This is a genomic window from Ensifer sp. VA4 (assembly GCF_055710065.1).
The window spans coordinates 309,366-323,125 of the sequence record NZ_JBVQPO010000004.1 but is presented as its reverse complement, the minus strand read 5'-3'; the positions used below and the strand labels follow the sequence as shown (position 1 = coordinate 323,125).

16 protein-coding genes are annotated in these 13,760 nt (G+C 63.4%); 3 read left to right on the top strand and 13 right to left on the bottom strand.

The genetic code is table 11. From position 1 onward, the window contains the following. Positions 1 to 95: 95 nt before the first annotated feature. From mdh to sdhC, 7 genes are all read right to left on the bottom strand, one after another. The gene (gene mdh / locus AC0C6X_RS08725) at positions 96 to 1,061 is read right to left on the bottom strand and encodes a malate dehydrogenase (RefSeq protein WP_173517753.1); all 966 of its coding nucleotides are present in this window, start codon (positions 1,059 to 1,061) and stop codon (positions 96 to 98) included. 183 nt (positions 1,062 to 1,244) lie between these two features. Continuing rightward, positions 1,245 to 2,399, bottom strand: a complete 1,155-nt coding sequence (gene zapE, locus AC0C6X_RS08720; RefSeq protein WP_472952589.1) for a cell division protein ZapE — start codon at positions 2,397 to 2,399, stop codon at positions 1,245 to 1,247. 59 nt (positions 2,400 to 2,458) lie between these two features. After that, the gene (locus AC0C6X_RS08715) at positions 2,459 to 3,004 is read right to left on the bottom strand and encodes a protease inhibitor Inh/omp19 family protein (RefSeq protein ID WP_472952587.1); all 546 of its coding nucleotides are present in this window, start codon (positions 3,002 to 3,004) and stop codon (positions 2,459 to 2,461) included. Between the two features lie 304 nt (positions 3,005 to 3,308). Then, entirely contained in the window at positions 3,309 to 4,088 is a 780-nt protein-coding gene (locus tag AC0C6X_RS08710; RefSeq protein ID WP_173517756.1) for a succinate dehydrogenase iron-sulfur subunit, read from the bottom strand. 18 nt (positions 4,089 to 4,106) lie between these two features. Continuing rightward, positions 4,107 to 5,948, bottom strand: coding sequence for a succinate dehydrogenase flavoprotein subunit (sdhA, locus tag AC0C6X_RS08705; RefSeq protein ID WP_472952585.1), 1,842 nt, complete (start codon positions 5,946 to 5,948; stop codon positions 4,107 to 4,109). A gap of 7 nt (positions 5,949 to 5,955) precedes the next feature. Further along, positions 5,956 to 6,336 carry a succinate dehydrogenase, hydrophobic membrane anchor protein gene (gene sdhD, locus AC0C6X_RS08700; protein WP_472952584.1) on the bottom strand — a complete coding sequence of 127 codons (381 nt, stop codon included), beginning with the start codon at positions 6,334 to 6,336 and terminating at the stop codon, positions 5,956 to 5,958. An 18-nt stretch (positions 6,337 to 6,354) separates the two neighbouring features. Next, entirely contained in the window at positions 6,355 to 6,747 is a 393-nt protein-coding gene (gene sdhC, locus AC0C6X_RS08695; protein WP_173517759.1) for a succinate dehydrogenase, cytochrome b556 subunit, read from the bottom strand. A 305-nt stretch (positions 6,748 to 7,052) separates the two neighbouring features. On the opposite strand from sdhC, the gene AC0C6X_RS08690 reads away from it, so the two are divergent. Continuing rightward, on the top strand, positions 7,053 to 7,859 hold the full coding sequence (locus tag AC0C6X_RS08690; protein WP_472952582.1) for a hypothetical protein: 807 nt from the start codon (positions 7,053 to 7,055) through the stop codon (positions 7,857 to 7,859). Between the two features lie 15 nt (positions 7,860 to 7,874). Here AC0C6X_RS08690 and AC0C6X_RS08685 read toward each other — a convergent pair whose 3' ends face one another. From AC0C6X_RS08685 to tsaD, 6 genes are all read right to left on the bottom strand, one after another. Beyond that, complete coding sequence (locus AC0C6X_RS08685) at positions 7,875 to 8,288, bottom strand: DUF1761 domain-containing protein (protein ID WP_472952580.1); 414 nt, start codon at positions 8,286 to 8,288, stop codon at positions 7,875 to 7,877. Positions 8,289 to 8,340: 52 nt separating this feature from the next. Continuing rightward, complete coding sequence (locus AC0C6X_RS08680; RefSeq protein WP_472952578.1) at positions 8,341 to 9,006, bottom strand: class I SAM-dependent methyltransferase; 666 nt, start codon at positions 9,004 to 9,006, stop codon at positions 8,341 to 8,343. A gap of 66 nt (positions 9,007 to 9,072) precedes the next feature. Next, a complete protein-coding gene (locus tag AC0C6X_RS08675; RefSeq protein ID WP_247959448.1) occupies positions 9,073 to 9,504 on the bottom strand; it encodes an EVE domain-containing protein in 432 nt (143 codons plus the stop codon). Between the two features lie 6 nt (positions 9,505 to 9,510). Next, positions 9,511 to 9,804 (bottom strand): YciI-like protein, encoded by a 294-nt coding sequence (locus tag AC0C6X_RS08670; RefSeq protein ID WP_472952576.1) that lies wholly within the window; start codon positions 9,802 to 9,804, stop codon positions 9,511 to 9,513. 78 nt (positions 9,805 to 9,882) lie between these two features. Then, a complete protein-coding gene (locus tag AC0C6X_RS08665; protein WP_173518195.1) occupies positions 9,883 to 10,866 on the bottom strand; it encodes an NAD(P)H-dependent glycerol-3-phosphate dehydrogenase in 984 nt (327 codons plus the stop codon). 39 nt (positions 10,867 to 10,905) lie between these two features. Continuing rightward, the gene (gene tsaD, locus AC0C6X_RS08660; protein ID WP_173517765.1) at positions 10,906 to 12,000 is read right to left on the bottom strand and encodes a tRNA (adenosine(37)-N6)-threonylcarbamoyltransferase complex transferase subunit TsaD; all 1,095 of its coding nucleotides are present in this window, start codon (positions 11,998 to 12,000) and stop codon (positions 10,906 to 10,908) included. A gap of 74 nt (positions 12,001 to 12,074) precedes the next feature. Between tsaD and hemC the strand changes: the two genes are divergently transcribed. Both hemC and AC0C6X_RS08650 read left to right on the top strand, forming a co-directional pair. After that, positions 12,075 to 13,004: a hydroxymethylbilane synthase gene (hemC, locus tag AC0C6X_RS08655; RefSeq protein WP_472952573.1), complete on the top strand. Its 930-nt coding sequence runs from the start codon at positions 12,075 to 12,077 to the stop codon at positions 13,002 to 13,004. A 4-nt stretch (positions 13,005 to 13,008) separates the two neighbouring features. Then, positions 13,009 to 13,719: a uroporphyrinogen-III synthase gene (locus AC0C6X_RS08650; protein WP_173517767.1), complete on the top strand. Its 711-nt coding sequence runs from the start codon at positions 13,009 to 13,011 to the stop codon at positions 13,717 to 13,719. The last annotated feature ends 41 nt before the right edge of the window (positions 13,720 to 13,760 follow it).

Here is a 13,760-nt window from a genome sequence, read left to right as displayed (position 1 = left end):
GAGCATTCCGCAGGCAGGTGAAACACCTGCCCTCGCACAAATGCGGCAAAAACAAAGAAGTTGAGCGGATCTGGCGTCCGCTCAACCGGATGCGATTACTGCTTCAGGCTCGGCGCAATGCCGATGCAGGCTTCGCAAAGACCGGCGACCGAAGCGACCGACTTGTCGAAAGCTTCCTTCTCGGTCTTGTTGAGATCGATCTCGATGATGCGCTCGACGCCACCGGCGCCGATAACGGTCGGAACGCCGACATACATGTCCTTGACGCCGTACTGGCCGGTCAGGTGCGCGGCGCAGGGCAGGACGCGCTTCTTGTCCTTGAGGTAGGCTTCGGCCATTTCGATCGCCGAGGCGGCCGGGGCGTAGTAGGCCGAGCCGGTCTTCAGCAGGCCGACGATTTCGGCGCCGCCGTCACGGGTGCGCTGGATGATTTCTTCGAGGCGCTCCTTGGTGACCCAACCCATCTGAACGAGGTCGGTCAGCGGGATGCCGGCAACGGTCGAGTAGCGGGCGAGCGGCACCATGGTGTCGCCGTGGCCGCCGAGCACGAAGGCGGTGACGTCCTGGACCGAAACGTTGAATTCCTGGGACAGGAACAGGCGGAAGCGCGAGCTATCGAGAACGCCGGCCATGCCGACGACCTTGTTCTTAGGCAGGCCCGAGAACTTCTGCAGCGCCCAGACCATGGCGTCGAGCGGGTTGGTGATGCAGATGACGAAGGCGTTCGGAGCGTACTTCTTGATGCCGGCGCCGACCTGTTCCATGACCTTGAGGTTGATGCCGAGCAGATCGTCGCGGCTCATGCCGGGCTTGCGCGGAACGCCGGCGGTGACGATGCAGACGTCAGCACCTTCGATTGCCGAATAGTCGCTGGCGCCGGTAAGGTTGGCGTCGAAGCCTTCGACCGGGGAGGACTGGGCGATGTCGAGGCCCTTGCCCTGCGGGATGCCGTCGGCGATGTCGAAGAGGACGATGTCGCCCAGTTCCTTCAGGCCGGCGAGATGCGCCAGCGTACCACCAATCATCCCTGAACCGATAAGTGCGATCTTGTTGCGCGCCATGAAAGTGCTTCCTTTGTGATCCCAATATGATCGAGGCCTGAAACGCGGCAAACGCCAAACCTTCGCCGGAAGCCATTAAACGGCAAACAGTAAAATATCAATCGATACTTTCGAGTGAAGTAATTTCAATCGGTTAGATCATAAATTTCTTACGTAAACGTAAGAATTTGCGTCACAACTGTGTCATGGAACAGCAGTATTGGCGGGGTGCGCGGCGGCATATTCCTCGCTTTGCATCTCGATCAGGCGCGAAACCGTGCGGTCGAATTCGAAGCCCTCGGTACCCTTCTTCAGGGTCAAAAGGCCCTGCGGTTCGGCCACGGCCGAAGCGAAAAGGCGGGCGCCGTGATCATAGAGCGTGTCCACCAGGAGGATGAAGCGCTTGGTCTCGTTGCGCATGTGGGGACCCAGATGCGGCACGTGATCGACGAAGATCGTCGTATAGCGTTCGAGGATAGCCAAATAGTCCGCCGCGCCGAGCGGCTGCTGGCAAAGATCGGCGAAGGTAAAGCGGGCGCTCTTTCCGGAGGCGACCGGCACATGGATCTTGCGCCCCTTGCGCGGCACCTCGGCGGGTCCGGCCAGGGCGTTGCCGGTCTCCTGGATCCAGGCCCGCGCCATCGCGGCATCCGCTTCGGCGCCGAGCGGCGAAAGCCAGACCGGGCTGCCGTCCGTCTTCGTCAGGCGGTAGTCGGTGTCCGTGTCGAGGGAGATGACCTCGGCATTGGCCTTCAGGAGATCGATAAAGGGCAGGAACAGACTGCGATTGAGGCCGTCGCGATAGAGATCATCAGGCGCCACGTTCGACGTCGCGACCAGAACGCAACCCTTAGAGAAAAGCTCGCCGAACAGCCGCCCAAGGATCATCGCATCGGCGATATCGGTAACCGAGAACTCGTCGAAGCAGAGCAGCCGCGCCTCGCCGAAAAGCTCCGAGGCGACGGGCGGGATTGGATCGGCCTGCTTCGTCTCGCCATTCTTGAGCTTCTGGCGGTGCCTGTAGATGCGCTCGTGCACGTCGGCCATGAACTCATGGAAATGCGCCCGACGTTTGCGCTGGATCGGCACGGTATCGAAGAACAGATCCATCAGCATGGTCTTGCCGCGCCCGACGCCGCCATGGATGTAGAGACCCTTGACCGGCGCGTGGTCTTTCTTGCGTGAGGCGAACAGCCAGCCGAGCGCATTGGTCTTGCGCGATGGACGGCTGGCCAGCAGCTCTGCGGAAAGATGGTCGAAACGCCGCGCAATCGTAAACTGCGCGGGGTCGCGCTTGCGCTCACCGCTCTCAACGAGCGTTTCGAGCTTGCGGTAGATACTGTCGTCAGGATTGAGCACGTCTCACCCGAGATGGGCCGGAAAACAAAAGCCCGGCGCGAGACCGGGCTGAAAAAGCGTCAGCGGCTGAGGCTGACCGGCTGGCCGCCATTGGTCGAGCCGTCGAAACGGGCGTCGGCCGTCTTGTAGAGACGGGCGATGGCATTGCCGCTGCGGTCCTTGAGAACCACCTGCTTGCCGGCCACTTCCCAGGAACCCATCGTCGTCAGCTCGCCGGCGCAGCCACGGGTGCCGCCGCGCGAGCCGGAGCCGAGATTGGTAAGCGTCAGGAACATGTCGCAGGAGCTGCCGGCGCTCGATACGCGCCAGTTGCCGACCATCGACTCCTTGGTGACATCAAGTCCGCCGCCCGCCGCCGCAGCGACCTGCGTGCCGGGCTGCTGAACCGTGCCGGGCGTCACAGTCCCGCTCGTCGGTGCAGCCGGGAATTGCGAGGTATTTCCGGTCGGCGCCGGAAGCTGGTTCGACGAAACCGAGGGAACCGGTGCGGCCTGAATGGGAGCGGGTGAAGCGTCCTGGGAACTGAAACCGCCCATCGATGTCCGCTGGCATCCGGTCAGCGCAAGCACAACTGCCAGCCCCGCCGCCGCATGAAAAACCCGCATATCCCCTACTCCTGTTCGTGTCCGCGAACCATGATGCAACGCGATAATATAGGCCGAAATACAGCAAATCCACCGGCCAAATCAAGGGACGACGATTCCTGCCGACCTGTTGCAGGATTGAAACGTCTAGCCAAAGTGCAAGCCAGCCCATGCAACTGGGTCTCAACTCGAGGTCGCGAGCGACGATCTGTTGATTTGCGTCCCGCAATCGCGGATTGCTCGACCGGCACCGCCGGCCAACATGTCGAAATGAAAGCGGCGGGCCCGGGACCCGCCGCTTTCGCAATCGAATTCTGCCTGTCGATCAGAGGCGGCGCTCGACCAGCATCTTCTTGATTTCGCCGATCGCCTTAGCCGGGTTCAGGCCCTTCGGACAGGCCTGCGCGCAGTTCATGATCGTGTGGCAGCGGTAGAGGCGGAAGGGATCCTCGAGATTGTCGAGACGCTCGCCAGTCGCTTCGTCGCGGCTGTCGATCAGCCAGCGATAGGCCTGCAGCAGAACTGCGGGACCGAGGTAACGGTCGCCGTTCCACCAATAGCTCGGACAGGAGGTCGAGCAGCAGGCGCACAGAATGCACTCGTAGAGACCGTCGAGTTTCAGGCGATCCTCGTGGCTCTGCTTCCATTCCTTGGCCGGCGTCGGCGACACCGTCTTCAGCCATGGCTCGATCGAGCGGTGCTGGGCGTAGAAGTTGGTGAGGTCAGGCACCAGGTCCTTGACGACCGGCATGTGCGGCAACGGATAGACCTTTACCGCGCCCTTGATCTCATCCATGCCCTTGGTGCAGGCGAGCGTGTTGGTGCCGTCGATGTTCATCGCGCAGGAACCGCAGATACCCTCGCGGCAGGAGCGGCGCAGCGTCAGCGTCGGGTCGATCTTGTTCTTGATGTAGAGCAGACCGTCGAGCACCATCGGGCCGCAATCGTCGATATCGATATAGAAGGTATCGATACGCGGATTGGCACCGTCATCCGGGTTCCAGCGATAGATGCGGTATTCGCGAACGTTGGTCGCGCCCTGAGGCTTCGGCCAGACCTTGCCTTCCGTCATCTGCGAGTTCTTGGGGAGAGCGAGTTCAACCATGTGGCTTATTCCTCAAGATCAGTAGACGCGCGCCTTCGGCGCGATCTTCTGGGGATCGATGCCGTCGGCGATCAGGTCGGTATGGACAGGGCGATAGTCGAGCTTGACGTCGCCGGCCTCGTTCACCCAGGCGAGCGTATGCTTGCGCCAGTTGACGTCGTCGCGGCCGCCGAGCGGGCCCTCGGTGAAGTCCTCGCGGGCGTGCGAACCACGGCTCTCCTTGCGCGCTTCCGCGCCATAGATCGTCGTGATGGCATTGGCCATGAGGTTTTCGAGTTCCAGCGTCTCGACGAGGTCGGAGTTCCAGATCATCGAGCGGTCGGTGACCTTGATGTCGGGAAGTTCCTTCCAGATCGCCGAGATGCGCTTGCAGCCCGATTCCAGTGATTCCTGGGTGCGGAACACGGCTGCGTCTTCCTGCATGGCGCGCTGCATCTTTTCGCGCAGCGCCGCCGTCGGCGTGCCGCCATTGGCATTACGCAGGCGGTCGAAGCGGTCCATGATCCGGTCGCAGGCAACCTTGTTGAGTTCCGGTATCGCCTCGTTGCGGTCGATCACCTGGCCGGCGCGGATGGCGGCGGCACGGCCGAAGACGACGAGGTCGATCAGCGAGTTGGAGCCGAGACGGTTGGCGCCGTGCACCGAGGCGCAGCCGGCTTCGCCCACCGCCATCAGGCCGGGCGCGACGCGTTCCGGGTTCTGGCCGTCGGCGTTCAGGACTTCGCCCCAATAGTTGGTCGGCACGCCGCCCATGTTGTAGTGCACCGTCGGCAGAACCGGGATCGGCTCGCGCGTCACGTCGACGCCGGCGAAGATCTTCGCCGATTCCGAGATGCCCGGCAGGCGCTCGTGCAGCACGGCCGGATCCAGGTGGTCGAGATGCAGGAAGATGTGGTCCTTGTTCTTGCCGACGCCGCGGCCTTCGCGGATTTCCATCGTCATGCAGCGCGAGACGACGTCACGCGAGGCAAGGTCCTTGGCCGAGGGCGCGTAGCGCTCCATGAAGCGCTCGCCTTCGGAGTTGACGAGGTAGCCGCCTTCGCCGCGTGCGCCTTCGGTGATCAGGCAGCCCGCGCCGTAGATGCCGGTCGGGTGGAACTGGACGAATTCCATGTCCTGCAGCGGCAGGCCGGCGCGCGCGATCATGCCGCCGCCGTCGCCCGTGCAGGTATGTGCCGAGGTCGCCGAGAAGTAGGCACGGCCGTAGCCGCCGGTCGCCAGCACCACCATCTTGGCGGCGAAACGATGGATCGTGCCGTCGTCGAGGTTCCAGGCGACGACGCCGGTGCAGCGGCCGTCATCCGACATGATCAGGTCGAGCGCGAAATACTCGATGAAGAATTCGGCATTGTTCCTGAGAGACTGGCCGTAGAGCGTGTGCAGGATCGCGTGGCCGGTTCGGTCGGCGGCAGCGCAGGTACGCTGAACCGGCGGGCCTTCGCCGTAGTTCTGCATGTGGCCGCCGAACGGCCGCTGGTAGATCTTGCCTTCCGCGTTGCGCGAGAACGGCACGCCGTAATGCTCGAGCTCATAGACCGCCTTCGGCGCTTCCATGGCGAGGTACTGCATGGCGTCGACGTCGCCGAGCCAGTCGGAGCCCTTGACGGTGTCGTATAGGTGCCACTGCCAGCTATCCGGCGTCATGTTCTGCAGCGAGGCGGCAATGCCGCCCTGGGCGGCAACCGTGTGCGAGCGGGTCGGGAAGACCTTGGTGATGCAGGCGGTCTTCAGACCCTGTTCAGCCATGCCGAGGGTCGCGCGCAAGCCCGCGCCGCCGGCGCCGACGACGACGACGTCGAAGGCGTGATCGACATATTGGTAGGCCTTGCCGTTTGCAGCAGGTGAATTGTTCGATGCCATGGCGAAATTACCCTGCAAAAGCGATCTTCAGGATGGCGAAGAGACAGAGCCCGCCAACCGCGATCGGGAAAAACGTATTGAGCATGAGAAGGGCGATCTTCATGCCTTCGCCATGCACGTAGTCCTCGATAATCACCTGCATGCCGAGACGCATGTGGATCAGGCCCGAGAGCACGACGAGGGCCATGACGACCGCGACGAAGGGGTTCGCAAGCGCGGCGACGACATCCGCGTAAGGGGCGCCTGCGTAGCGAACGAGGAAGATGACGAAGAAGATCAGGAGCGGAACGTTGGCGACCGCCGTCAGGCGCTGGCGCCAGAAGTGATCGGTGCCTTCCTTGGCGGAACCGAGACCGCGGACCTTGGCGAGAGGTGTGCGCATATCCATGGGTGTCTTTCCTCTCAGTTAGCGGACGAGATAGCCGACCACCCAGATCAGCAGCGTGAGCGCCACCGAACAGATGATCGTCGCCTTGGCCATCTTCGTGGCGAAGTGCTTCTCGTAGCCGTAGCCGAGATCCCAGACGAAGTGGCGCAAGCCCCCGAGCATGTGGTGCACCAGGGCCCAGGTGTAGCCGAAGAGCACCAGCTTGCCGATCAGCGTGCCGAACAGCCAGCTGACCCAGTCGTAGTAGGCCGCACCCGATGCGGCGGCGATCAGCCACCAGGCAACGAGGATGGTGCCGAAGTACAGCGCGCCGCCGGTGATGCGGTGCACAATGGACATCACCATCGTCGGGATCGGTTTATAGATTTGAAGATGCGGCGAGAGTGGCCGGCTTCTTGTGACATTCGTCATCGGAACCTCACGGAATGCCCGGATTTTCGCCCAAGAAACTGGACGATTTTAGTCCGGTATCGCACCTGATTGTGCGCAATTCAGTCATTCGGACCTTTAATCACCATAATGCTTAACGACAAGTGTGTTTGCGGTGCAAAATCAATTTAATCGATTAGACGAATTGCGCCATTTTCCTGCCTGCGGGAGACATGGGCATCCGTTAACGATAGCAGCAAAAAGCCAAGCAATTCCGTGACTTTCCGGCGAAACTGGCCCAAGGTGATCTTAACGATTTGTTAAGCGTCATCCGGAGGGCGAACAGAATGACTCTGTTCACGGCAATCCATGCGACCAAAGTGCTAGCGCTCGCCGGCCTGGTCATCGCCACGACCTGCATCCCCTTGGAGGCCCGCGACTGGGGCGGAGCACGTGGTTTTCAGACGCGCACCAACCATATCCGCATGCATTCGGACCGCTCAGGCTATCGCAGCGGCTGGGACCGCAATCACATGCCGCGTCGCGACTGGATGGCCAACAATGGGCTGCCGGAAGTGAACACGCGCACCCGGCATGTTCGGCTCCCCCGATATCGCCCCTACCCCGGCCACTATGCCGGGCGCTGGGAACATCGCGGCGGATGGGTTCGTGACAGGGCAGGCAATGACATCTGGACCTCCGGGGGCCGCCGCCACGACGGTCGCCCACGCATCGCCGATGGCCTGCCGGAAGTCGAGACACGCACGCGGCATGTTCTCCTCCCGCAATACCGTCCCTATCGCGGTGCCTATGCCGAACACTGGGGAACCGGCGGCGGGTGGGTTCGCGACCGGGCGGGGCGCGAGATCTGGACATCCGGTGGCCAGCGCCGCGACTACCGCCCGAGCTACTATGGCGGCGATGAGTATCCGGACATCATCCCGGGCATTGGCACCTATGTCGGCGGCATTTCCGCCTATGTCGACCTCGGCAACGGCATCTATTTCAACCAGGAAGGCGATTACGGCTATGCCGAGGGCGGCGAGTACGCGCCGCCACCGCAGGCGAACCGCGGCAAGATCATCAATGTCACGCCGCAAACGATGAACGGTTCCTGCGCCTATGAACACGGCGTCTGCGTGATCCGGCGGTAAGCGCTTCCGGCCGGATCAGCCCGATACGCCCATGGCGCCGATGATGGCGCCCATCGCCAGAAGCACGAGCAGCCAGTGCACCCCGTCAATCAGCGACAGGTCCCAGCCGAAACCCTGATAGCGATGGTTGACGACGAGGGTCGTGGCGACGAAGCCGAGCCAGAGGAAGAAGCCCGAGGCGATGCCATTGACGAGTGTCACCTCGCCCGGACCGAGATGGCCGACGACACCGGCGACCATGGTCGCCATCACCAGTTCCGAGGCGAAGGAAATGGCAAAGAGCACGGGCGACATCTGCGCGCTTGCGGGATCGATGCGCGCGGCCTTCATCCAGGGCTTGCCGAGAACGCCGTAGTAGATCGCGCCAATGATGAAAGCCGCGATGGCGGCAATCAGCACCGCCAGATAGTTCATGCCCGCAAATGCCATGTTCGATCCCCTCGTTTTTTTTGAGGGATTGGAATCGAAGGCCTTTGGGCTGTCAACCGCCCGTGTCCGCAGCAGCAGCGAAGCGCCAGACGGTCGTGCGCTTGACCTCGCTGTCTTCCAGTGCGCGCGTCACGGGAACCTCGTAAGTCGCAAGCGCCGTCATCATCTCGCGCGGGCAATAGGCACGGCCGGGATCGCCGACGATCACCGTCACGCCTTTTGCCGCCATTTCCGAAAACCACGGTTTCAGACGATCGGCGAAAGCCTTGTCGTAGAAGACGTCGCCGGCGAGGCAGACATCGGCCCGAAGGTCGCGGCCGGTCACGTCCTCGCCCGTATAGGAAAGCGTGACGCCGTTGAGATCGGCATTGAGCCGGACCGCCGTTTCCGCCCAGGGATCGATATCGGCAGCGAGAACCGAGGCCGCGCCGGCCTTCATCGCGGCGATCGCCACCAGACCGGAGCCGGAGGCGAAATCGACGACCTGCCTGCCGCGCACCACCTCCGGATGATCGAGGATATAGCGCGCAAGCCCCTGCCCTCCGGCCCAGGCAAAGGCCCAGAACGGCGGCGGCAGGCCAATCTCCTGCAATTCCTCCTCGGTCTTCAGCCAGAGTTCATGCGCCTCGGTTGCCAGATGCAGACGGACCTCCGGCACGTGCGGCGGCGAGAGCACGCCGGTATTGGCGAGAATGAAGCTTTCCGGATCGGTCTTCAAACAACTCTCCAAGCGTGATCCGAAAGGCGGGGAACCGGTGTCGGACCAATCATGCGGAAAAACAAACTACCGCGGCGGATTGTCGAGCCCGCCCATACGGCAGACCTCGATCCATTCGTCCTCGGTCACCGGCTGCACCGACAGGCGCATAGAGGTGACGAGCGACATCTTGGCGAGCTTCGGGTTTTCCTTGATTTCCTTCAGCGTCACCGGACGCGGCATGTCCATCACCGCGCGGATGTCGACGCAGTCCCAGCGGGCGTCACCCTCTGCGGTCGAATCCGGGTGCGAAAGCGCCGAGACCTCGGTGATGCCGACGATCTCCAGGCCCTCGTTCGAGTGATAGAAGAAGCCCTTGTCGCCGATCTGCATCGCCCGCATGTTGTTGCGCGCCTGATAGTTGCGCACGCCGGTCCACTCGGTGCCCTTGGCGCCCGCATCCTTCTGCATCTGCCAGGACCATTTGAATGGTTCGGACTTGTAGAGCCAGTGCGCCATCGCCGCTCAAGCCTCCGGATTATTGAAGACCCAGTTGAAGGCCTTGATCTCGACCTTGGAGAAAAGACCCGCCTTGGCATAGGGATCCGCTTCGGCGAAAGCACGGGCTTCGCCGATGGTCTCGGCCTTGACGATCACCAGGCTGCCGGTCGGCTTGCCGTCCTCGCCGAGGAACGGGCCTGCCATTTTCAGGATGCCCTTGGCGTTGAGATCATTGAGATAGGCGACGTGATCGGGGCGGGTATCGAGCCGAAGCTGCAGCGCGCCTGGGTAGTCGGTGCAATGAAGTGCGAAGAGCATGCTTCCTCCTGGTGTTGTCGTTTGGCGCGGGATGCAAGCGGAAACCCGCCTTACACTTTTCCTCATCCCGCTGCCGGATTATTCCTGGGTAATCGGGCGTGTCATCAATTGTTCGAGAGCGGTGCGGACATCGAGCTTGCCGTCGATGATCGCCGCCACCGCTTCGGTAATCGGCATTTCAACCCCGAGATCATGGGCGACACGGGCGGCGACCGAGGCAGCAAACGCCCCTTCGACCAGTTCGCCCTTGCGCCCATCGGCGCGGCCGTTCTTGCCGAGCGCGATGCCGAAGCGCAGGTTGCGCGACTGGTGGCTGGTGGCCGTCAGCACGAGATCGCCGAGGCCGGAAAGCCCGCGCACCGTATCGGCCTCGCCACCCTCTGCGGCAATGAAGCGCGACATCTCGGCAAGGCCGCGCGATATCAGCGCTGCGCGGGCGGAATCGCCGAGACCTGCACCCTCGACGATGCCGCAGGCAATCGCCAGCACGTTCTTGAGCGCACCGCCGAGCTGGACGCCGATGCGATCCTCCGACGGGTAGAGACGGAAGGTCGGGCCTGAAAGCACCTCCGCCAGCATGGTCGCCGTTTGGGCATCGGCCGCAGCGATCACCATCGCAGTCGGCAGACCCTTGGCGATGTCGGCGGCAAAACCGGGACCTGAGAGCACGCCAATCGAACGGCCGGGCAATTCCTCCGACAGGACATCGGTCAGCAACCGGCCGGTTGCCTGCTCCATGCCCTTGGCACAGGTGACGATCGTGGCGGCGACATTGATCTGCGGGCCATATTGCCGCGCCGCATCGCGATGCGCCTGAGACGGCATGGCGAAAAGAACGACCTCGGCATCGGCCAGAACGGAGACGTCGGCCGTATGTTTCAGCGCTGCAGGCAGGTCGATGCCCGGCAGGTGCTCCTCGTTGCGACCGGTGCTTTGGCACGCCGCTACGGTCTCCTGGCGGCGGGCGAGCAACGTCACGTCGCTGCCTGCGGCCGAGGCCGCAACCGCTGCGAGCGCGGTGCCAAAGGCGCCGGCACCGACGACGACGATCTTCGGCCCGATCTTGGAATTATCGTTCATCTCTATCCGTCACATTCTGCATCATGCCTTGGCGCCGCGTTTGCCAGAGCCAAGCAGTGCCTGTGCCTGGGCATCGAGCGGCCAGCGCGAGCGCGGCGCGACGTCGAGGCCATCGGCCGCCATGCCCGCCGCCAGGCGTTCCGCACCGGCCCAGGCGATCATCGCGGCATTGTCGGTGCAGAGCGAAAGCGGCGGCGCGATAAACTCGAAACCGAATTGGGCGCACAGGGTCTGCAGCGTCGAGCGCAGCACCTGGTTGGCGGCAACGCCGCCGGCAACCACCAGCGCCGGGCGCGCCACGCCGGCATGCTCCGCCTTGAAACGCTTCAGCCCGCGACCGACGCGATCCTTGAGCGTGCGCGAAATCGCACGCTGGAAGGAGGCGCAGATATCGGCGATGTCCTCATCCGTCACCGGCTCCAGCGATTGCGCCGCCTGGCGCACCGCCGTCTTCAGACCCGAAAACGAGAAATCGAGCCTCGCGTCACCGACGAGCGGGCGTGGAAAATCGAAACGTTCGGGGTTGCCGGCAAGTGCCGCACGCTCCACCGCCGGGCCTCCCGGATAGGGCAGGCCGAGCAGTTTCGCCGTCTTGTCGAAAGCCTCGCCGAGCGCATCGTCGATCGTCGTGCCCCAGCGCTCGTATTCGCCGACGCCCTTGACGAGGATGAGCTGCGTGTGGCCGCCGGAGACGAGCAGCATCAGATAGGGGAAGGAGAGCCCGTCGGTCAGCCGCGCCGTCAGCGCGTGGCCTTCGAGATGGTTGACGGCGTAGAGCGGTTTGCCCGTCGCCCGCGCGATCGCCTTGCCGGTCATCAGCCCGACGATCAAGCCGCCGATCAGACCGGGACCACTTGTCGCAGCTATGGCATCGATGTCCGAAAGCGTCACACCTGCGCGCAGCAGCGCTTCCTCGATCAGCGTATCGAGCGCCTCGACATGGGCGCGCGCTGCGATCTCCGGAACCACGCCGCCATAGGCGCTGTGCTCTTCCAGCTGGCTGAGAACGACGTCCCCGAGAATGTGGCCCTTGCCGTCGGAATCGCGCAAAATGACGGAAGCGGCGGTTTCGTCGCAGCTTGTTTCTATGCCGAGGATGCGCAGGGGCGGAGACATCAGAGTATACTCAAAGATTGCGGTCGCACCGAAAGGTGGGTACACGGAACTCCGGTAACAATGGATAGCCTTTGATGCAAACAAAACCTTTCCGGATCGGCACGCGCGGCAGCCCGCTGGCGCTCGCTCAAGCCCATGAAACGCGCGATCGGCTCGCAGCGGCGCATGGCCTGGCGCCGGAAATGTTCGAGGTCGTGATCCTCTCGACCAAGGGCGACCGCATCACCGACCGCTCGCTCGCCGAGATCGGCGGCAAGGGCCTGTTCACCGAAGAGATCGAACAGCAGTTGCTGTCGGGCGAGCTTGATTTTGCCGTGCATTCGTCCAAGGACATGCCGACTAAGCTGCCGGACGGGCTCTGTCTTTCCGCCTTCCTGCCGCGCGAGGATATCCGCGACGCCTTCATCGGCCGCACGGCGCGCAAGCTGATGGAACTGCCCGAAGGCGCGACCGTCGGCTCCTCGTCGCTGCGCCGCCAGGCGCTGATCCGCCGGCTGCGCCCGGATCTCAACGTCATCACCTATCGCGGCCAGGTGGAAACACGGCTGCGAAAGCTCGCCGAGGGCCAGGTGGACGCCACGCTGCTCGCCTATGCCGGCCTGAAGCGGCTCGGCATGACCGACGTCGTGACCGAACTGCTCGACCCCAAGGATTTCCCGCCGGCCCCAGCACAAGGCGCGATCTGCATCGAGAGCCGGATCGGCGACAGCCGCATCAACGATCTGCTCGCCGCGATCGACGATCCGCGCACGCACGAGGCGGTCGCCTGCGAGCGCGGTTTCCTGGCAACGCTCGACGGTTCCTGCCGCACGCCGATCGCCGGTCTCGCCACCTCTGATGGCACCCATCTCAAATTTTCCGGCATGATCCTCACGCCCGACGGCCAGACTCATCATCGCGTCACGATCGAAGGCAAGGCCACCGACGCCGAAGCGCTCGGCAAGAAGGCCGGCGAGGAAATCCGCGCCAAGGCCGGTCCGGGCTTTTTTGCAAGCTGGACCTGAGCCGATGCGCGTGCTCGTCACCCGGCCGCTTCCCGCCGCCGAGGCGACGGCACGCCGGCTGGAGGCTGCCGGCCACCAGCCGATCCTCCTGCCATTGATGCGGGCCAAACATCTCACGGCCGTTGCCACGGCGGCGCTCGAACAACCATTTGCCGCCATCGTCCTGACCAGCGCCGAAGCCGTTCGGGTGCTCGCAGCGCTGGGCAGTGAAATGGAAAAGCATCTGAAAACCCCGTGCTTCTGCGTCGGCGAAGCGACCGCACGGGCGGCAGGGGAGCTTGGCTTCACCGATATCCGCGTCGGCGACGGCACCGGCGAAGCGCTGGCCGGGCTGATCGTTTCGGCCGGCACCTTGCCGAAACAGCCCCTCCTCTACCTGACCGGTTCGCCTCGCTCCGACGGTCTCGAACGCACGCTCCGCCAGCACGGCGTCGAACATAGAGCGGTCGAATGCTATCGCATGGAACCGATCGCGCACGCGCCCGGCGCGTTGCACGATCTCGCGCAGGCCGGCCGGCCCGACGCCGTCCTGCTCTATTCGCGGGAGACGGCTCGACGGCTCACGACATTGCTGTCGGAGGCCGGTTTGGACGCTGCGTCCTTCGCCCCGCGCTACCTTTGCCTGAGCGCTGCCGTTGCCGGGGCGCTGCCGGGCAACGTCATGTCGCAGATTGCCGCAAAGCCCGATGAAGAAAACCTTTTTAGATTGCTCTAAATTGGGGTGAGGAGATGTGTGGCCGGTTTTCCGCCCGCATT

Coding starts and splice junctions, on each gene's coding strand:
- sdhD (WP_472952584.1), bottom strand. CDS start 6,336: ATGGATATGCGCACACCTCTCGCCAAGGTCCGCGGTCTCGGTTCCGCC.
- AC0C6X_RS08670 (WP_472952576.1), bottom strand. CDS start 9,804: ATGCTCTTCGCACTTCATTGCACCGACTACCCAGGCGCGCTGCAGCTT.
- hemC (WP_472952573.1), top strand. CDS start 12,075: ATGCAAACAAAACCTTTCCGGATCGGCACGCGCGGCAGCCCGCTGGCG.
- tsaD (WP_173517765.1), bottom strand. CDS start 12,000: ATGTCTCCGCCCCTGCGCATCCTCGGCATAGAAACAAGCTGCGACGAA.
- AC0C6X_RS08710 (WP_173517756.1), bottom strand. CDS start 4,088: ATGGTTGAACTCGCTCTCCCCAAGAACTCGCAGATGACGGAAGGCAAG.
- sdhC (WP_173517759.1), bottom strand. CDS start 6,747: ATGACGAATGTCACAAGAAGCCGGCCACTCTCGCCGCATCTTCAAATC.
- AC0C6X_RS08685 (WP_472952580.1), bottom strand. CDS start 8,288: ATGGCATTTGCGGGCATGAACTATCTGGCGGTGCTGATTGCCGCCATC.
- AC0C6X_RS08675 (WP_247959448.1), bottom strand. CDS start 9,504: ATGGCGCACTGGCTCTACAAGTCCGAACCATTCAAATGGTCCTGGCAG.
- AC0C6X_RS08715 (WP_472952587.1), bottom strand. CDS start 3,004: ATGCGGGTTTTTCATGCGGCGGCGGGGCTGGCAGTTGTGCTTGCGCTG.
- sdhA (WP_472952585.1), bottom strand. CDS start 5,948: ATGGCATCGAACAATTCACCTGCTGCAAACGGCAAGGCCTACCAATAT.
- AC0C6X_RS08650 (WP_173517767.1), top strand. CDS start 13,009: ATGCGCGTGCTCGTCACCCGGCCGCTTCCCGCCGCCGAGGCGACGGCA.
- mdh (WP_173517753.1), bottom strand. CDS start 1,061: ATGGCGCGCAACAAGATCGCACTTATCGGTTCAGGGATGATTGGTGGT.
- AC0C6X_RS08690 (WP_472952582.1), top strand. CDS start 7,053: ATGACTCTGTTCACGGCAATCCATGCGACCAAAGTGCTAGCGCTCGCC.